General features: G+C 66.4%; 19 protein-coding genes and 1 pseudogene. 9 read left to right on the top strand and 11 right to left on the bottom strand.

The genetic code is table 11. The annotated features are described in order from the left end of the window. The first annotated feature begins 4 nt into the window (after positions 1-4). Positions 5-1,363, top strand: a complete 1,359-nt coding sequence (locus tag QH290_RS31370; RefSeq protein ID WP_280386837.1) for an FAD-binding oxidoreductase — start codon at positions 5-7, stop codon at positions 1,361-1,363. Positions 1,364-1,407: 44 nt separating this feature from the next. Next, positions 1,408-1,698, top strand: a complete 291-nt coding sequence (locus QH290_RS31365; RefSeq protein ID WP_280268286.1) for a GNAT family N-acetyltransferase — start codon at positions 1,408-1,410, stop codon at positions 1,696-1,698. Here the strand turns inward: QH290_RS31365 and QH290_RS31360 are convergent. The 4 genes and pseudogenes from QH290_RS31360 to QH290_RS38255 all read right to left on the bottom strand — a co-directional run. Beyond that, a complete protein-coding gene (locus QH290_RS31360; protein WP_280268285.1) occupies positions 1,695-2,033 on the bottom strand; it encodes a hypothetical protein in 339 nt (112 codons plus the stop codon). The genes QH290_RS31365 and QH290_RS31360 overlap by 4 nt on opposite strands. Before the next feature lie 1,261 nt (positions 2,034-3,294). Beyond that, complete coding sequence (locus tag QH290_RS31355) at positions 3,295-3,813, bottom strand: GNAT family N-acetyltransferase (protein ID WP_280268284.1); 519 nt, start codon at positions 3,811-3,813, stop codon at positions 3,295-3,297. Beyond that, positions 3,813-4,352: a GntR family transcriptional regulator gene (locus QH290_RS31350; RefSeq protein WP_280268283.1), complete on the bottom strand. Its 540-nt coding sequence runs from the start codon at positions 4,350-4,352 to the stop codon at positions 3,813-3,815. Before QH290_RS31350 ends, QH290_RS31355 begins: the two co-directional genes overlap by 1 nt. A 30-nt stretch (positions 4,353-4,382) precedes the next feature. Further along, a pseudogene (locus QH290_RS38255) lies at positions 4,383-4,601 on the bottom strand (winged helix-turn-helix domain-containing protein); the annotation flags it as partial. An 861-nt stretch (positions 4,602-5,462) separates the two neighbouring features. On the opposite strand from QH290_RS38255, the gene QH290_RS31345 reads away from it, so the two are divergent. The 5 genes from QH290_RS31345 to QH290_RS31325 are packed head-to-tail and all read left to right on the top strand — an operon-like array spanning position 5,463 to position 9,380. Continuing rightward, positions 5,463-5,939, top strand: coding sequence for a hypothetical protein (locus QH290_RS31345; protein WP_280386835.1), 477 nt, complete (start codon positions 5,463-5,465; stop codon positions 5,937-5,939). Between the two features lie 2 nt (positions 5,940-5,941). Continuing rightward, positions 5,942-6,259: a hypothetical protein gene (locus tag QH290_RS31340; RefSeq protein ID WP_280386833.1), complete on the top strand. Its 318-nt coding sequence runs from the start codon at positions 5,942-5,944 to the stop codon at positions 6,257-6,259. Next, positions 6,256-7,917 carry a replication initiator gene (locus QH290_RS31335; protein ID WP_280386831.1) on the top strand — a complete coding sequence of 554 codons (1,662 nt, stop codon included), beginning with the start codon at positions 6,256-6,258 and terminating at the stop codon, positions 7,915-7,917. The genes QH290_RS31340 and QH290_RS31335 overlap by 4 nt, the downstream gene beginning before the upstream one ends. Positions 7,918-7,932: 15 nt before the next feature. Further along, positions 7,933-8,118, top strand: a complete 186-nt coding sequence (locus QH290_RS31330) for a helix-turn-helix domain-containing protein (RefSeq protein WP_280386830.1) — start codon at positions 7,933-7,935, stop codon at positions 8,116-8,118. After that, positions 8,118-9,380, top strand: coding sequence for a tyrosine-type recombinase/integrase (locus QH290_RS31325; RefSeq protein WP_280386829.1), 1,263 nt, complete (start codon positions 8,118-8,120; stop codon positions 9,378-9,380). Before QH290_RS31330 ends, QH290_RS31325 begins: the two co-directional genes overlap by 1 nt. A gap of 43 nt (positions 9,381-9,423) precedes the next feature. Here QH290_RS31325 and QH290_RS31320 read toward each other — a convergent pair whose 3' ends face one another. The 4 genes from QH290_RS31320 to QH290_RS31305 all read right to left on the bottom strand — a co-directional run bounded on the left by QH290_RS31320 (position 9,424) and on the right by QH290_RS31305 (position 13,189). Continuing rightward, complete coding sequence (locus QH290_RS31320; protein WP_280386827.1) at positions 9,424-10,584, bottom strand: acyl-CoA dehydrogenase; 1,161 nt, start codon at positions 10,582-10,584, stop codon at positions 9,424-9,426. A gap of 132 nt (positions 10,585-10,716) precedes the next feature. Further along, positions 10,717-11,412 carry a TetR family transcriptional regulator gene (locus QH290_RS31315; protein ID WP_280386826.1) on the bottom strand — a complete coding sequence of 232 codons (696 nt, stop codon included), beginning with the start codon at positions 11,410-11,412 and terminating at the stop codon, positions 10,717-10,719. A 15-nt stretch (positions 11,413-11,427) separates the two neighbouring features. Continuing rightward, positions 11,428-12,024: a 5-(carboxyamino)imidazole ribonucleotide mutase gene (purE, locus tag QH290_RS31310; protein ID WP_342213781.1), complete on the bottom strand. Its 597-nt coding sequence runs from the start codon at positions 12,022-12,024 to the stop codon at positions 11,428-11,430. Beyond that, a complete protein-coding gene (locus tag QH290_RS31305; RefSeq protein WP_280386861.1) occupies positions 12,014-13,189 on the bottom strand; it encodes a 5-(carboxyamino)imidazole ribonucleotide synthase in 1,176 nt (391 codons plus the stop codon). Before QH290_RS31305 ends, purE begins: the two co-directional genes overlap by 11 nt. Positions 13,190-13,331: 142 nt before the next feature. On the opposite strand from QH290_RS31305, the gene QH290_RS31300 reads away from it, so the two are divergent. Beyond that, positions 13,332-13,877, top strand: a complete 546-nt coding sequence (locus QH290_RS31300) for a GtrA family protein (protein WP_280268273.1) — start codon at positions 13,332-13,334, stop codon at positions 13,875-13,877. 6 nt (positions 13,878-13,883) lie between these two features. Here QH290_RS31300 and QH290_RS31295 read toward each other — a convergent pair whose 3' ends face one another. The 3 genes from QH290_RS31295 to QH290_RS31285 form a co-directional block, all read right to left on the bottom strand. Next, on the bottom strand, positions 13,884-15,197 hold the full coding sequence (locus QH290_RS31295; RefSeq protein WP_280268272.1) for a sensor histidine kinase: 1,314 nt from the start codon (positions 15,195-15,197) through the stop codon (positions 13,884-13,886). A gap of 7 nt (positions 15,198-15,204) precedes the next feature. Further along, positions 15,205-15,882 carry a response regulator transcription factor gene (locus QH290_RS31290; protein ID WP_280268271.1) on the bottom strand — a complete coding sequence of 226 codons (678 nt, stop codon included), beginning with the start codon at positions 15,880-15,882 and terminating at the stop codon, positions 15,205-15,207. Between the two features lie 64 nt (positions 15,883-15,946). Further along, the gene (locus QH290_RS31285; protein WP_280268270.1) at positions 15,947-16,501 is read right to left on the bottom strand and encodes a PH domain-containing protein; all 555 of its coding nucleotides are present in this window, start codon (positions 16,499-16,501) and stop codon (positions 15,947-15,949) included. Positions 16,502-16,657: 156 nt separating this feature from the next. On the opposite strand from QH290_RS31285, the gene QH290_RS31280 reads away from it, so the two are divergent. Then, positions 16,658-16,999: acyl-ACP desaturase (locus QH290_RS31280; RefSeq protein ID WP_280268269.1), on the top strand; the 342-nt coding region annotated here is incomplete at its 3' end.

Genomic DNA, 16,999 nt, shown 5'->3' with positions numbered 1-16,999 from the left:
GAGTGTGGATGTGAATGCGCTAGCCACCCTGCTGCCCGCGGGCACGGTGGTCACCGATCCCGATATTCTCGCCGGATATCGGCAGGACCGGGCCCTGGATCCCGACGCCGGAACGCCGCTGGCGCTGGTGCGGCCCACCACCACCGAGCAGGTCGCGACGGTCCTGGCGTGGGCCGACGAGCACCGGGTCGCGGTCGTTCCGCGCGGTGCGGGCACGGGCCTGTCCGGCGGCGCCACCGCGCAGGACGGGGCGCTGCTGCTGAGCACCGAGCGCATGCGCGAGATCACCGTCGACCCCGTGACCCGCACCGTGGTCGTGCAGCCGGGCCTGTTGAACGCCGAAGTGAAGCGGGCCGTGGCCGAGCACGGGCTGTGGTATCCCCCGGATCCGTCGTCGTTCGAGATCTGCTCGATCGGGGGCAACGCCGCCACCAACGCCGGCGGGCTGTGCTGCGTGAAGTACGGCGTCACCACCGACTACGTGCTCGGCATGCAGGTCGTGCTGGCCGACGGCACCGCCGTGCGCCTCGGCGGGCCGCGGCTGAAGGATTCGGCCGGGCTCGCGCTGACCAAGCTGTTCGTCGGCAGCGAGGGCACCCTCGGCGTCATCACCGAACTCACGCTGCGGCTGCTGCCCGCGCAGCCGCCGCAGGCCACCGTCGTCGCCACCTTCACCACGCTCACCGCCGCCACCGAGGCCATCCTGGCCGTCACCGCGCGGCTGCGGCCCTCGATGCTGGAGTTCATGGATTCGGTCGCGATCAACGCGGTCGAGGACGAGATGCGGATGGGCCTGGACCGATCGGCCGCGGGCATGCTCGTGGCGCGCTCGGACGCGCCCGGGAAGTACGCCGCCGAGGAGGCCGCCGCCATCGTCGCCGCGTGCGAAAGCGCCGGTGCCGCCGAGGTTTTCAGCACCGAGGATCCCGAGGAGGGCGAGGCGTTCGCCGCGGCCCGGCGTTTCGCGATCCCCGCGGTGGAGCGCAAGGGGACGCTGCTGCTCGAGGACGTCGGGGTACCGCTGCCGAGGCTGGGCGAACTGGTCACCGGCATCGCCGAGATCGCCGCCCGCCGCGACGTCCTGGTGTCGGTGATCGCGCACGCCGGCGACGGCAACACCCACCCGCTGATCGTGCACGACCCCACCGACGCCGACGAGTCCGCCCGGGCCCAGCGGGCATTCGGTGAGATCATGGACCTGGCCATCGCACTGGGCGGCACCATCACCGGCGAGCACGGCGTGGGCCGGCTCAAGAAGGCGTGGCTGCCCGATCAGCTGGGCCCCGACGTGATGGCCCTGACCCGGCGCGTCAAGGACGCGCTCGACCCGCACGGCATCCTCAATCCCGGCGCGGTGCTGTAGGACACTGCAGGAACAACGGACGCCACCGAGGAGTTTCACCGCACATGACGACCAGGCTCGAGCACAATGTCGCCGACACTCGCTACGAGATCTATCTAGACGACACCCTCGCCGGATACGCCGACTACGCCGATCGCGTCGACGGCGACCGGCAGATCCGGGATATCCAGCACACGCTGACCTTCCCGGAGTTCCGCGGCCGCGGCGTCGCCGCGCAGGTGGTCGAATTCGCCCTGCAGGACGCCCGCGCGGCCGGGTTCGCCGTCATTCCCACCTGCTGGTATGTCGAGAAGTTCATCGGCGAGCATCGCGAGTACGCCGACCTGGTGGCCTAGTTGCGAAGGGCCCGGCGCCCCTGCGCCGGGCTCCCGCGCCGCCACACCAGAAACTGCCGATCGGTGACGCTGCTCATCGCCTCGATCACCTTGGCGTTGTCGAAACCGGGCAGTCGCTGCAATCGCACGAGAAATGCGGTGTCGGCCGCCGAATGGGGTACGACACAGCCGTTTCCCTTCGCGCCGATCAGCACGAAGAACACATCGTCGGCGAACGGACCATCCGCGGTGGTGATGATCCGTACCTCCGAAAGATCGTGCCACGCAACCTCTTCGATCCGTCCGTTGTCCAACGTGCGCCGGACGAATCTGTCGTTGATCTCGACTCCGGCCATGCATCAATAGTGCTCCGCGCACGGCCGGTTAGATAGCCCCAATTCGCCCGATTGCGACTGAAAGCACAACTGCAAGAACGGACCTGATCGGTCGAATTAATTCACCGAAGAATTGCGCGGGACATGACCAGCTTCTGGATCTGGTTGGTGCCCTCGTAGATCTGGGTGATCTCTCAGGCGGGTTTGCCCATGCTGGGAGAACTTCGCGAGAAATGCCTGTGAGCTGGGTAAATACCTCTCGGCCGTTCTCATCGGTTCCGGGGGTTTCCGGCCCTCTGACGGCCTGGAGACGGCCTGGCGCTGACAGATCGCGGATGGCGGTCGGGGGCTTGCGTTTCCGAGGATAGGTTGTCTATCCGACCCCCCTGACTTCTCTCCCCCAACCTTCCTCATACTGGCCATCCCTCGGCGGAAGACGGGCGTGTCAAGGATGCCATCGGCACCGCGTAGCGGACACCGAAGGTGGTCCTTGACTCGTTCGGCTGGAGCGAGACCATCAGGCCATGAGGAAGGTTGGGGATTCTTCGTGTCCGATGACAGTTCGGGACCACAGCCGGTTGACCAGGGCGGAAGTCGTCGGCACGAATCCGACTGCGGGAGGTAAGTCGGGTACGGCTCTGTCGTGCCCAGCACTGCCTCGTTGTTGCAAGAAGTGGTCAGATAGGAATACCTGGGCGTTCTGCCACGTCGCCAAGTGCGCGCTGCGACGGGCCGACGTGCCGCGAGTGCAGCTTGCGGAGTGAGCGTTGCGCGTCGCCCGCGCGGCGCGGCGCGCGGCGGCGCGCCAGCGCCGCCCTTGATCCTATATAGCCAAATTCGGCAGCAACTGCGAAAGGCGCGTGTCGGGCATCAGGTGAGGCTTGACACGCTCTGACCGCACGCTGCTCGGTAACGAGCGGACGGAAGTTGCTGCCCTGCAACGGTTCCTGTCGTTGCGGTGGCGTAGGGTGAGCGTTACCTCCGGCCGAGGGGCGGGTGGACTTGGTCCACGCACTCGCGCCCAGGAAGGAGGTGGTGGGAATGGCGAAGCATCGCCGGGAGAAGAGCAAGGCCCCGGTCGATTACGGCATCTGCTTGACGGTTGCTGCCGTGATCGCCGGGGCGCTCATCTTGGTCCGCTGGTTGTTGCGGGCTAGGTAACCCACCAAGGTGGGGCGTCGGTCGCCTCCGGCGTCCCACCGCCAGCATCACTCGCGTGACACGCCAAGGGTACCTGGTCTGCTGCTGTCATGTCGACGGATGGCGGGCTCGGGGATCGCGGTCAGGCTGGTTGGTTCGGTGCGACGTACACGGCGGCGGGCTCGGCCTGGTCATCGCTGTGAGTGTGGGTGACGGTGCCGATGCGCTGGCATCCCATCTTCTCGTACAGACGGATTGCGTCGCGATCTTTCAGCATCACGTCGAATGCCACTGTGAGGCCGTTGGTGGTGGCGTACCTGTAGGCAGAAGCCATGAGTAGGGTTCCAGCGCCAACGCGCCGATACTCGGGGTCGACAAACAGGCGCACCATGAGCGCTAGCTCGGTGATGCTGCGTCCTGTGGTCCGGTGCCACAGCTGGGCGGCATCGTCATCTTCGGTCGCGCGAGTCAGCGCGATATGTCCGATAGGCTGATCCTCGAGGAGAGCAGTCCAGGCGGCGAGTTCGTGGGGCGGGGTGAGCCAAGCCTCCGGATCGGAGACTCCTTCGACTGGGTATCCGTCTTGAGCGTGGACGCGAACGAGGCTCTGTGCAAGTCGGGGCAGGTCGTTGCCCTCGCGCGGACGGATGACCGGGTTCATCAGTCGTCAACCCGCATCGTGTAGTCGAGACCCATGTAATCAGCTCTCATGGTGAACTCCGTGACTTCGAACGGGTGAAGGTTCTGGTCCAAGCCAGTATGCAGGACAACTAGGACCGGCACACCTTCAGGCAGCATCAAACCTTGAGCTTCCTTCGGTGTGGGCATTCTGGCGGTGACCTCTTCGCGGGTGTAGGTGATGAGATGCCCCTTGTCCTCGAATCGCGCGTAGAGGTCGCCAGGTCCCAAGTCGTCGCTGATGCCCAGTACTGAGTCCTTGGCGATCTCCCACGGTATGAAGGTCACGCCGATCTGCATCGGTTCCGAGTCGGCGAAATACCAGTTCTCTCGTCGTACCACGCTCTCGGTATCAGGGTCCACGTGGAGACGCTCGGCAATGGGCGGGGGTGGTACCACCCGACCGATTTCGGTGAGAAATGCATTAGGGGTACGTTTTTGGGCTTGAACTTCGGCATGGAACGGCGAGACGCCAGTTTCGTCTCGAAGCTTTTTCGAATAGCGGCTTTGCCCGAAGCGCATGAGCCTTGGCCTACTCCGAACGAAAACGCCACGGCCGTGTTGTGCAGTTACTAGACCGGATTCTGCGAGTTGGCGGATAGCTTCCCGCGCCGTATTGCGTGCGACATTGTGCGATGCTGCAAGCTCTCGTTCGGATGGAAGTTTGGCTCCGGGAGATATTTCGCCGGACTCGATGGCGACGCGGAGTTCTGCCGCAATTTGCCGACTGGCTGTGTTGCTTCCTTGCGGTGTCCTGGGTGAGTGTGTCATGCCCCCACTTTACTACTGGTCCAAGCCAGTCTTGAAACTGGCTCAAGCCAGCGCTAGACTGAAGTGGCTTAAGCCACATGATGCGACTACGGCAGGAGTGACATGGCAAGATTCGACTGGTGGAGGGAGGCTGAGCCAGACGAGACATCGGCCCAAGCGATCGTAGACCGCGTACAGGCCGAATGGCGTGCTGAGCGGGATCGTCGGCGTACTGCCGACGTGAGGTACTGGCCAGATGGGTGGCCCCATGAGGCCCCCGAGCATCCGCTAGGGATTGATGAAGCTCACAAGATCATGCAACGCCATCGCGGATGCCGTACCGACGAATGCCCGCGTAAGGATTCGGCTTGGCGAACTTTGATCGAGGCGGGACGTGTGACGCCAGATCCTAGACGTAACTACTGAATAGCTAATCCGGTCAGTCAAAGAGAGGATTATTGATAAATTGGAACCACCAGAAAACAAAGAACGGTATTCTCAATGGGCCATTGTGACGTTGGGTAACAGCTGCGGTGAACACAGCGGCCCATGCCCTAATGGCGTATGGGGGCCGTACGGAAGTATGCTGGAGGCGCATTCGGCATCGCGGTTTGTATCGGCAGGACATAAACCGCATGTTGTCCCTTACTGGGCGCGTGGAGTAAGACCTGCCAGCTAAATAATAACCTCTGGAACGAATGGGTCTCCGCAATGGCGCGGGGACCCTTTTTCGTTGCAGTACACAACCCCCTTCTTCCTGCATGGTCCACGAGACTTCGGCGTTCGGCCGACCGGTTGCCGCAAACTGGCTCAAGCCAGTCTTGCCAACTGGCTCAAGCCAGTGCTATGGTGGCTTAAGCCAGTTGGAACAGGGAGGTCATCATGCAGGTGCTTCAGATTCCGGGCACGGAGGTTCTTCGTCCGGCTCGGCTCAACTACGCGGGGTGGTGCATCTACTGCGGTGAGCGGAACTGCATCAACCCGTGGTGCGTCAAGACGCATGAGAGGTCTGTGTGGGGTCCGTGCAGCGTGTGTGGCGGGTCGCAGCAGCTCGGCATGGAGTCGGGTGAGCTGTGCGGCATCTGCATCGGGGGTCTGACCGAGTACGACTCGCAGGCGGAAGCGGATCGGCGGGCTCGCGAGATGGCGGCGGTCGAACAGGCGGCTCGGCATCTGTCGACTGTCCTCGATGCCGACAACGAGACCACTGAGTACGTGGTGGCCGATCGGCCCGACGTTCGCGTGATCAGGGGTGGTACTGAGCTGCTGGGTTGGCATGATCCGGCTCCGGAGTCGGTGACCGTGGCTCCGCCATCGGTGCGGTCGGCGTCGGGTCACGTGTACTACGCGGGATTCTGATCATGAAGTCCTCGACTGTGCTGAAAGTGTTTCTCGGGCAACGGCATTGGGACTCCTACAAGGCGTTCCGGCTGGAGTGGGACAAGGCAGCGGCGACGGTTGATCCGGCGCTGAAGGTCCCGGGTGAGCGGACATTGCGGCGCTGGAAGTCGGGCGGGGTGCAGGTGCCGAGTGCGGATCGGTGCCGGGTGCTGGAGTCGATGTTTCCTGGCTATTCGGCGGATCAGCTGTTCGCGCCGCTGGTTTCGCGGCGGATGGCTCGGGTGTCGCGTCGGCGGGAGTGCCGGGGTCAGCTGGCGCTGTTCGAGGTGGTGGCATGACCGAAACGGCGACGGTGGTCGACCTGGACGAGACCCGGGCGAAGCGGGAGACGGCTGCTGATCGGCGGTCGATGCCGAACCTCGCTGGCGTCGCGCAAGCTCTCGCGGATGAGCATGGGGTGTGTCGTCGTCCGCTGGTGATGCAGGCTTACGACCCGGCTACCGGTGATTCGAAATACGTTGGCGCACCGTGTAAATCAACCCTTGAGTGTCAGTGTCCGGGGTGCGCCGCTCGGGCTCGTGCACTGCGTATTCAGCAGTGTCGGGAGGGCTGGCACCTGGAAGAGGAACCCGTGAATCCGAAACCCGAAGTCACCGAGCGGCAGATTGAGCTGATCGCCGCGCGTGCGCAGATGCAGACCGATTACGACCAGGCCAAGCGGGACGGCGATACCGAGGCCATGGACGGTATCCGGGAAGTCGTGCAAGGGCTCGATGAGGAATTGCGGTCGACCGGTGTCCGGGGCCGCCTGCCTGCTCTCGACCCTGCTCCGAGGACGGTGCGGAAGCGGTCGACCAAGCGCCGTCAGGATGCGCCGGACCTGCCTGTCCGCAAGGTCGCCAAGACGACGGTGGGTAAGCAGTTCGCGGGCAAGTTCCGGCCCTCGATGTTCCTGACGCTCACCCTGCCGTCCTACGGCAAGGTCAATCCGGACGGCTCTCCGGTGAACCCGGACACCTACGACTACCGGCAGGCTGCCCGCGACATCATCCATGGCCCGGCGGTGTTCGACCGGTTCATGCAGAACTACCGGCGCGCGGTCGGCTATGACGTGCAATATTTCGCGACGGTGGAACCGCAGAAGCGTGGTGCGCCGCATTGGCACCTGGCGGCCCGAGGCGCGGGAGAACGGGCGCTGATTCGGCAAGTTGTGGATGCGACCTATCACCAGGTGTGGTGGCCCCACTTCGACCACGAGCAGTACACCGAGGGGCACATGCCTGTCTGGGATTACCAAGACGGCACCTTCGTAGACCCGGACACCGGTAAGCCCCTGCCCACCTGGGACGAGGTCATGGAGCTGATGGACTCGGTCGATGAGCTGGAACCCGCCCATGTGGTGCGTCTCGGCAACCAGGTGGACATCAAGGGCGTCCTCGGTGGCACGGAGGAGGCGGGGCGGCATATCGGCTACTTGACCAAGTACCTCACCAAGTCGATCAGCGAGGTTATCGAGGCGGAGACGGATCGGGTGGCGAAGCACTACGAGCGCCTGCACCGGGAGCTGTGCAAGACGCCGTGCTCGCCGAAGTGCGGGGTGTGGCTGCGGTACGGCATCGTCCCGAAGGGCGCGACGGAGAAGACGGTCCCGGGTCGCTGCAAGGGCAAAGCGCACCGCCGGGACACCCTCGGCCTGCGCGGTCGGCGGGTCCTGGTGTCGCGCAGATGGACCGGAAAGACCCTCGCTGACCATCAGGCGGATCGGGTGGATTTCGTGCGGCAGATGCTCGCTGAGGCAGGCATATCGCGGCCCGACAACTCGGCCCGGTGGGTGGTGAAACCGTCCGCTCCGGGTGATCCGAATCGGCCCCCGCGTGAGCACTTGATCATGACCAACGTCAGTACCCGGTTGCAGTGGCGCAACGAGTACCAGGCGGCGCGACTGTTCGAACCGCCAGGCACACACCATGATTCGGCAAACCAGGATGCAGCATAGGGAGGGGAGATCACCGTGGAGCTACCGGACAACCGACTATGGACGGCGGAGGAAGCGGCTTATTTCCTCGGGGTGCCGGTGAAGACGTTGTATCAGTGGAGATGGGCGGGTGAGGGGCCTCCCGCCCGCAAGGTGGGGCGTCATCTGCGCTACAACCCTGAGCGTTTGCGTCTGTGGGCCGATATGGATGAGGCGGCCTGATGGGACACGTCGAAGATCGCTGGTATCGGCCGAAGCGCGATGATGCGGGTGACATCGTGCTCACCGGTCGCGGTAAGCCGGTGCTGGAGCCAACCGAGCTGCACGGCAAGGGCCTTCGCTATCGGGTGCGCTATATCGATCCGGACGGCGCGGAACGGTCCAAGTCGTTCCCGGACAGGCAGAAGAAGCGGGCCGATGACTTCCTGATCGCGGTCGAATCCGACAAGCGCGAGGGCAAATACATCGACCCTGGGGGCTCACGCAAGACGTTCCGGCAGCAGGCAGAGAATTGGTTCAAGGCGCAATCACCGGACCCTGCGACTCGCGAGGTCCTGCGTAGTCGGCTGGAGCGGCAGATTTATCCGACGTTCGGGAAGCTGGCGGTCGGGCGCGTCACGCCAGCAACGATCCGTGACTGGCTGGGCGAGCTGGAGGAGCGCAAGCTCTCGGAGAACTACAAGGTAGCGCTGTTCACCATTGTTTCGGCAGTGCTGGACTCCGCTGTAGACGACAAGCTCCGGCGTGACAATCCGTGCCACGCCAAAACGGTGCGCCGTCCGCAGGCGGTATCGCCGAAAGTTGTTGTGTGGCATGAGAATCGGCTTCGAGCGGTGCGAGACGGGCTCGAGGAACGGTTTTCGGTTATCGTGCCGCTCGGCTCCGGGCTCGGACTGCGGCAAGGTGAGATTCTGGCGGTGTCGCCCGACGATATCAATCGTGACGGCCTGGTGCTGACGGTGTGCCGCCAGATCAAGACTGTCGACGGCGTGATGATGTTCGCGCTCCCGAAGGGCGGCAAGACCCGAACCGTTCCACTGTCGACGGGTGTCCTCGCAGAAATCGACGCACACCTGAAGAAGTACCCTGCGGTCACTGTGACCTTGCCCTGGGCACGGGTCGACGGCGAACCGGTGACAGCCCAGCTGATCGTCACGGGGGCCGATGGTCGCCTGTACACCGGTGACCTGTTCACAAAGGTGGTGTGGCAAGCAGCGTTTCGGCAAGCGAAGATCGACTACCGCAAACGCGCTGACGGGATGCACGCGCTCCGGCACTTCTACGCCTCCACGCTGCTGTCTCGCGGGGTGTCCATCAAGGAACTGGCCGAATACCTCGGACACGCCGACCCCGGCTTCACCTTGCGCACCTACACACACCTGGTGTCCTCCAGCCACGAGCGGGCACGCCAAGCCGTCGATGAGGTATTCGAACCGCCTAAGTCCGGTGACGGATCATCCGGTGACGGCCTGGAGGCGGCCTGAGATGCGATCCGTGCCCGTCGCCAGCTTCGTCAAGATCAGCGAATCACGCCTTGAGCAGCGCGCGGGACATGACCAGCTTCTGGATCTGGTTGGTGCCCTCGTAGATCTGGGTGATCTTGGCGTCGCGCATCATTCGCTCGACCGGGAAGTCGGTGGTGTACCCGGCGCCACCGAACAGCTGCACCGCGTTCGTGGTGACCTCCATCGCCACATCCGAGGCGAAACACTTCGACGCGGCGGAGATGAACCCGAGGTTCTTCTCGCCCCGCTCGGCGCGCGCGGCGGAGGTGTAGACCATCAGGCGCGCGGCCTCCACCTTCATCGCCATATCGGCGAGCATGAACTGCGTGTTCTGGAAGTCGGCGATGGCCTTGCCGAACTGCTTGCGGTCCTTGGTGTAGGCGATCGCGGCGTCCAGCGCGCCCTGCGCGATGCCGACGGCCTGCGCGCCGATGGTCGGGCGGGTGTGGTCGAGGGTCTGCAGCGCGGTCTTGAAGCCGGTGCCCGGCGCGCCGACGATGCGGTCACCCGGCACCCGGCAGTTCTCGAAATACAGCTCGGCGGTCGGCGAGCCCTTGATGCCGAGCTTGTGCTCGAGCGGGCCGACCACGAAGCCCTCGTCGTCCTTGTGCACCAGGAACGCCGAGATGCCGTTGGCGCCCTTGTCCGCATCGGTCACGGCCATGACCGTGTACCAGGACGACTTGCCGCCGTTGGTGATCCAGCACTTGGAACCGTTGAGGATCCAGTCGTCGCCGTCCTGCTTGGCGCGGGTGCGCATGCTCGCGGCGTCGGATCCGGCCTCGCGCTCCGACAGCGCGTAGGAGGCCATCTCACCGTTGACGATATCCGGCAGCACCTTCTGCTTGAGCTCCTCGGAACCGTTGAGGATCAGCCCCATCGTGCCGAGCTTGTTCACCGCCGGAATCAGCGACGACGACCCGCACACCCGGGCGACCTCCTCGATCACGATGCAGGTCGCGACCGAATCCGCGCCCTGCCCGCCGTACGCCTCGGGCACGTGCACGGCATTGAAGCCCGCGGCGTTGAGCGCGTCCAGGGCCTCCTGCGGGAACCGGGAGTGCTCGTCGACGTCCTTGGCGTGCGGGGCGATCTCCTTCTCGGCCAGGGCGCGGATGGCCGCGCGCAACTCGTTGTGGATGTCGTCGAGTTTGAACAGGTCGAAGTCGGGGTTTCCCGCCATGGGTGCGCTCCTGGTCGTCGGGGGTCGGCACTGAGTGCCATTCGAGATCGAGTATAGGGCCCAACATCGCGGCCACATGCCCAGATGTTCCCAATTTCACGTGGCACCGAGTGTCACGATGGCCACGTTCGACTACGGTCTCAGATTACCGAGCCGACGCGCGACCAGGTCACCGACCTGTCGCGGCGGCATGTCCCGGGGGAATACCGCGACCACCAACTCCTGCGCGTCCGACTCCCGGCCGCCGCGGGGGATCGTCGCCAGGGCCGCCCGCAGATCCGCGGCACTGGCGTCGGGCCGGGCGTGTCCGGCCGCCGCGCCCGCGGCCGGGGTCGCGCGCACCATCCGCCGCAGCAGATAGTTGTGCGTCGCGGTGACGGCGGCGGTGAACTGGATCAGTGCCAGATCCGCGACCTCGGGCAGCCGGGACCGCAGATAGTCGGTGAACAGCCGCTCGTAGCGGAACACGGTGACGATCTCGCGGTCGCGCAGCGCGGTCACCTGCCGCACCACCCGGTACCGCCGCGCCGCCAGCTCCCGGGTCTGCGTGAAGCGCTCGAACACGCCCACCACGGCCTCACACACCGCGTCCCACGGATCTTCCTGTGCCGCATCGAGATACGCCTGCGCCCGCGCCAGCTGCTCCTCGTGATCGGCGAAGACCACGTCCTCCTTGGACCGGAACTGCCGGAAGAAGGTGCGGCGCGAGATGCCCGCGGCCTCCGCGATCTCCTCGACCGTCGTTGCCTCGTAACCCTTTTCGGCGAACAGCCGCAGCGCGTGATCCACCACCGCGAGCCGGAACCCGGAATCCCCGGAGCCACTCATCGCACCGGCCGCCGCTCAGCCCAGCAGCCGGGTGCGTAGCGCGTCGTCCTTCTCCAGCACCATCCGCTCCAGACCGGCCTGGAATTGCTCCATGCGAGAACGCAATTCGGGATCGGCGGCGGCGAGGATGCGCACGGCGAGCAGACCGGCGTTGCGCGCGCCGCCGATGGATACGGTGGCCACCGGGACCCCGGCGGGCATCTGCACGATCGACAGCAGCGAATCCATCCCGTCCAGGTACTTCAGCGGCACCGGCACCCCGATGACGGGCAGCGCGGTCGCCGAGGCCACCATGCCGGGCAGGTGGGCGGCGCCCCCGGCACCCGCGATGATCACCCGGATGCCCCGCTCCGCGGCACCGCGGGCGTAGTCGAGCATGCGCTGCGGGGTGCGATGCGCCGAGACCACCCCGACCTCGAACCGAATCCCGAACTCCGCCAACGCCTCCGCGGCCGCCTCCATAGTCGGCCAGTCGGAGTCGCTGCCCATGATCAGGCCGACGCGAGCTTCGTCGCCCGTGTCCCGGCCTACGCGAGCTTCGTCGCCCTTGTCCCGGCCTACGCGAGCCTCCTCGCCCGTATCCCGGCCTACGCGAGCTTCCTCATTCCCCATGCGGATCCCATCCGTCGGTCCATTCCGCGTGCGACATCCACCGTGCCGCGCGCTCCGCCTTCTCGCGCACCACCGCCACCTCGTCGCCGAGGATGTTGACGTGGCCGATCTTGCGATTCGGGCGCTCGCCCTTGCCGTACAGGTGTACCCGCGCCTCGGGCATCCGCGCGAACAGGTGGTGCAGCCGCTCGTCCATCGACATGGCCGGGGCCTCGGGCGCGCCCAGGATATTGGCCATCACCGTCACCGGCGCCAGCGCCGCCGTGGAGCCGAGCGGATAGTCCAGCACCGCGCGCAGATGCTGCTCGAACTGGCCGGTCACCGCGCCGTCCATGCCCCAGTGCCCGGAGTTGTGCGGGCGCATCGCCAGCTCGTTCACCAGCAGTTCGCCGGTGTGGGTCTCGAACAGCTCGACCGCCATCGCGCCCGTAGCACCGAGTTCGGCGGCCAGCCGCAGCGCCAGCGCCGAGGCATCGGCCGCCGACCGCTCCGATAGCTCGGGCGCGGGCGCGATCACCACCGCGCACTGGCCGTCGCGCTGCACGGTCTCGACCACCGGCCAGGCCGCCGCCTGGCCGAACGGCGAGCGCGCCACCATCGCCGACAGCTCCCGCTTCAGGTCCACCCGCTGCTCGGCCAGCAGCTCGACACCGTGTGCCAGTTGGTCTTTCACGATCCGCTCGGCCTCGGCCGCCGAACCGGGCATCCACACCCCGCGGCCGTCGTAGCCGCCCCGCACGGCCTTGAGCACACAGGGCCACCCGTGCTCGTCGCCGAAAGCGACGGCGTCCGCTACGGATTCGACGGCGGTGAAGTCGGGCACCGCGACGCCCAGCTCCCGCAGCCGCACGCGCATGGCGAGCTTGTCCTGCGCGTAGATCAGCGCCTCCGGCGGCGGCTGCACGCTAACCCCCTCGGCGACCAGGGCCCGCAGGTGCTCGGTCGGCACGTGCTCGTGGTCGAAGGTCAGGGCATGGGAGCCGACGGCGGCCTTGCGCAGGGCGGCCAGATCGGTATGCGATCCCAGCACAACCTCGGGGGTGACCTGCGCGGCGGGATCGTCGGGCCGCTCGGCGAGCACCCGGAGCCGCTGCCCCAGTGCGATGGCCGCCTGATGAGTCATTCGCGCCAATTGCCCACCGCCGATCATGGCAACGGTCGGCATGACGGCCGCATCGAAGGAACGGGAGCCCGGGCCGGCGGGTCGCTCGCTGGTGTTGTTCACGGCCCTCCATGGTGTCATGGCACCGGTCGGGCAACTGCGTGCGGGTTGGTTGCCCGGAAATCGAGGCACGTAGACTCGATCCGTGTCATTCGTCGACAGCGTGGTCAGCGCCCTACCCCGAACGCTGCGGGACCTCGCGTACCGCCATCACGAGCTGATCAAGTTCGCGATTGTGGGGGCCACCACGTTCGTCATCGACAGCGGCATCTTCTACGTCCTGAAATTGACCGTGCTCTCCCCGAAACCGGTGACCGCGAAGATCATTTCCGGCGTGATCGCGGTCATCGCCTCCTACATTCTCAACCGGGAGTGGTCGTTCAAGGGGCGCGGCGGCCGCGAGAAGCATCACGAGGCCCTGCTGTTCTTCGCGGTCAGCGGCATCGGCGTGGTGCTCAGCTTCCTGCCACTGTGGGTGTCGCGGTACGTGTTCCATCTGCAGGTGCCCCATATCAGCCTGACGGTCGAGAACATCACCGACTTCATCAGTGCGTTTATCATCGGCAACCTGCTGCAGATGATGTTCCGATTCTGGGCGATGCGCCGCTGGGTTTTCCCGAACGAAATCGACACGCTGGTAGAGGAATTCGAGGAGCTGTACGAAGAGGAAGAACAGCTCGGCCACAGCTGATTCGGCCTACCGGGGCTCGGCGACCACGCCATTGTTCTCGCCCCGCGCGCCCGTCGGTTTGCCCACGAATACCGCGAACAGCGCCGGGCGGCGCCGCTGCAGTTCCAGGCGGCCGCCGTCGGCCTCGATCAGGGCGCGGGCCAGCGCCAGACCCACGCCGGTCGAACCGGCCCCGGAGAACCCGCGGTCGAAGATGTGCGGGGCCAGTTCGTCGCTGACCCCCTCGCCCTCGTCGGCCACCTCCACCGCCACCAGCGGTTCGCGGTCCGGGCCGCCGTAGACGGTGCGGACCGAGACCGTGCAGTCGCCGCCGCCGTGCATCAGGGCGTTGTCCACCAGCACCGCCACCGCCTCGCGCAGCCGCGAACCGGTCACCGGCGCGGTCAGCGTCGGATCGCCCGACAGGATCAGCCGGCGACCGGCCTCGCCGAACGGATGCCGCCACTCCGCCACCACCCCGCGCAGCTCCGCCACCACCGGCACCGGCTCGCGATCGTCGGCGCCCTCGTCGCGGGAGGCGCGCACGAGGTCGTCGATGGCCGCGGTGAGCCGGTCGACCTGCGCCATCGCCTCCTCCGCCTCGTGCACCACATCCGGGTCGTCGTGCACCGACAGCTCGTCCAGGCGCAACCGCACCGCCGTCAGGCGGCTGCGCAGCTGATGCGAGACGTCGGCGACCAGCGCGTGCTCACGCTGCAGTCGACCGGCGATCTCGACGGCGGCCGAATCCAGCACGTCCGACACGCGATCCAATTCGGTGATGCCGTGGCGCCGCGGTTCCCACCGGAAATCGCCGGTCGCCAGCCGGGCGGCGCGCGCGGCCACATCGCGCAGCGGATCGGCCACCCGGCGCGCGGTCACCACCGCCACCGCCGCGCCCGCCGCCAGCGAGGCCAGGGCCACCAGCGCGACCGCGCCCACCGCCTGCCGCTGCATCGAATGCATCGGCGCCGCGGGCACCTCCAGTCGCAGCGAACCCGACGTGCCCATCGACAACGATTCCACCACCGGATCGTCGACGTGCGCCACGCCCACGTCCACGCGCATCGCCGCATCCTCCGGCGTGGGATAGACGATGGTCAGCCGCCCGCCCGGCGGAATCAGCGGCCGCACCGAGCGCAGGTCGAGGGTGCCGTGCACCTGGCCGTCGTCGCGTTCCTGGGCGACGATCTCCACGGCCATCCGGTCCAGCCGCGCGCGCAGATCACCGCGGGTGATGTCGGCCACCCACTGCCAGGCGGTGAAGCCCAGCGGAATACCCAGCACCACCGTCGTCAGCGTCAACGCGGCCAGCATCGACAACAGAATTCGGCGCCGCATGTGCTCCTCAGTCGGTATTGAACCGGAAGCCGACGCCCCGGACGGTCACGATCCGGCGCTCGGCCACCGGACCCTCGTCACTGATCTTGCGGCGCAGCCAGGACATGTGCATATCGAGCGTCTTGGAGCCGCGCAGATCCGCGTCGCCCCACACCTCGCGCAGGATCGTCTCGCGCGGCACCACCTGGCCCGCCCGATCGATGAGCACCTTGAGCAGCTCGTACTCCTTGTTGGCCAGGTTCACCTCGTGGCCGTGCACCAGCACCCGGCGCGCCTGCGGCTCCAGCCGGATGCCGCCCACCTCGACCGCGTCGTCGCCGATGCCGCTGCGCCGCAACAGCGCCCGCACCCGGGCCAGCAGCTCGGCCAGCCGGAACGGCTTGCCCACGTAATCGTCGGCGCCCGCGTCCAGGCCGACCACGAAATCGACCTCGTCGGTGCGGGCCGTGAGCATCAGCACCGCCAGCTCGGCACCGCGCGCCCGCACCTGACGGCACACCTCCAGGCCGTCCATACCGGGCAGCCCGAGATCCAGTATCAGCAGGTCGTATCCGCCGTCGAGCGCTCGCTGCAGCACCGCCGGGCCGAAACTCTCGACCGTCACCGAATAGCCCTCGCGCCCCAGTGCCCGCGACAGAGGGGCCGCGATGGCCTCGTCGTCTTCGGCCAGCAGTACGGCGGTCACGCTCCAAGATTACGCACTTGGGAGGAATGTCTGTATCAATGTGGCGCGACCGACCGGAACGCCGTCACCGGTGGCCGGGCGTGTCGTAGTGACCCTGGGCACGGCGCGGGTCGTAGGGCGCGCCGTGCGGATTGTCGAAGACCTCGTGGTAGAGCAGTGCGTGGACCTGCTGGACCTGGGGGATGTCGTCGTACTCGAGGGGGTCACCGGAGGCCGCGTCGATGATCAGGGTGCCGGTGCCCAGCATCCGGTCGGTCAGGCCGTGACGGAACTGGATATTGGCGACGCGGTTGAGCGGGATGTCGATGCCGGTGTGGGTGAGCACGCCCTCGCGGACCAGCACGCGGCGGTCGGTCACGATGAAATGCGTTGACTGCCAACGCAGTACGGGAGCCGCGGTGCGCCACAGCAGCAGGACCACCCAGACCGCGACGATGGCGATGAGCACCGCGCTGCGCGTGGTCCCCTCGGTGTTCCGCCAGGCGAACCCCCCGGCGAATCCGGCGAGCGCGGTCGACAGGATGAAGGTGATCGCCGGCCAGAAAAGCATCTTCCAGTGCGGATGGCGGTGCAGCAGCAACCGCTCGTCCGGCGCGAGCAGCTCCTCCGGATAACCCATACGCGAACCCTACCGCGTGAAGATGCCAGAATGCCTGACAGCGAACGCCGTTGTGCTGCACAATCTCGACTGCTCTTCTCGCATCACGATGCTCATCCCGCAGCACCGAAGTCCGACCGAGATCTTCCACGTTGATTTGCGATAGCGGAGGCGTGTGTGACCAAGGAACTGACTCAGCTGGAAATCCTGACCGAGCTCGAGCCGGTGGCCGAGCAGAACCTCAACCGGCACCTGTCGATGGCCAAGGACTGGCATCCACACGACTACGTGCCCTGGGACCAGGGTCGCAACTTCGCCGCCCTGGGCGGCGTGGACTGGGATCCGTCGCAGTCCAGGCTCAGCGAGGTCGCCAAGATCGCGATGATCACCAACCTGCTGACCGAGGACAACCTGCCCTCCTACCACCGCGAGATCGCCGAGAACTTCTCCCAGGACGGTGCCTGGGGCACCTGGGTCGGACGCTGGACCGCCGAGGAGAACCGCCACGGCATCGTCATG

It is taken from the genome of Nocardia wallacei (assembly GCF_029869545.1).
Classification (GTDB): Bacteria; Actinomycetota; Actinomycetes; order Mycobacteriales; family Mycobacteriaceae; genus Nocardia; species Nocardia wallacei_A.
The sequence above is the reverse complement of the archived record's forward strand: the minus strand, read 5'-3'. Positions and strand labels throughout refer to the sequence as shown.

Excerpts from the sequence above, each read along its gene's own strand:
- QH290_RS31365 (WP_280268286.1), top strand. The coding sequence starts at position 1,408 with ATGACGACCAGGCTCGAGCACAATGTCGCCGACACTCGCTACGAGATC.
- QH290_RS31360 (WP_280268285.1), bottom strand. The coding sequence starts at position 2,033 with ATGGCCGGAGTCGAGATCAACGACAGATTCGTCCGGCGCACGTTGGAC.
- QH290_RS31355 (WP_280268284.1), bottom strand. The coding sequence starts at position 3,813 with ATGAACCCGGTCATCCGTCCGCGCGAGGGCAACGACCTGCCCCGACTT.
- QH290_RS31350 (WP_280268283.1), bottom strand. The coding sequence starts at position 4,352 with ATGCGCTTCGGGCAAAGCCGCTATTCGAAAAAGCTTCGAGACGAAACT.
- QH290_RS31345 (WP_280386835.1), top strand. The coding sequence starts at position 5,463 with ATGCAGGTGCTTCAGATTCCGGGCACGGAGGTTCTTCGTCCGGCTCGG.
- QH290_RS31340 (WP_280386833.1), top strand. The coding sequence starts at position 5,942 with ATGAAGTCCTCGACTGTGCTGAAAGTGTTTCTCGGGCAACGGCATTGG.
- QH290_RS31335 (WP_280386831.1), top strand. The coding sequence starts at position 6,256 with ATGACCGAAACGGCGACGGTGGTCGACCTGGACGAGACCCGGGCGAAG.
- QH290_RS31325 (WP_280386829.1), top strand. The coding sequence starts at position 8,118 with ATGGGACACGTCGAAGATCGCTGGTATCGGCCGAAGCGCGATGATGCG.
- QH290_RS31320 (WP_280386827.1), bottom strand. The coding sequence starts at position 10,584 with ATGGCGGGAAACCCCGACTTCGACCTGTTCAAACTCGACGACATCCAC.
- QH290_RS31315 (WP_280386826.1), bottom strand. The coding sequence starts at position 11,412 with ATGAGTGGCTCCGGGGATTCCGGGTTCCGGCTCGCGGTGGTGGATCAC.
- purE (WP_342213781.1), bottom strand. The coding sequence starts at position 12,024 with ATGGGGAATGAGGAAGCTCGCGTAGGCCGGGATACGGGCGAGGAGGCT.
- QH290_RS31305 (WP_280386861.1), bottom strand. The coding sequence starts at position 13,189 with ATGCCGACCGTTGCCATGATCGGCGGTGGGCAATTGGCGCGAATGACT.
- QH290_RS31295 (WP_280268272.1), bottom strand. The coding sequence starts at position 15,197 with ATGCGGCGCCGAATTCTGTTGTCGATGCTGGCCGCGTTGACGCTGACG.
- QH290_RS31285 (WP_280268270.1), bottom strand. The coding sequence starts at position 16,501 with ATGGGTTATCCGGAGGAGCTGCTCGCGCCGGACGAGCGGTTGCTGCTG.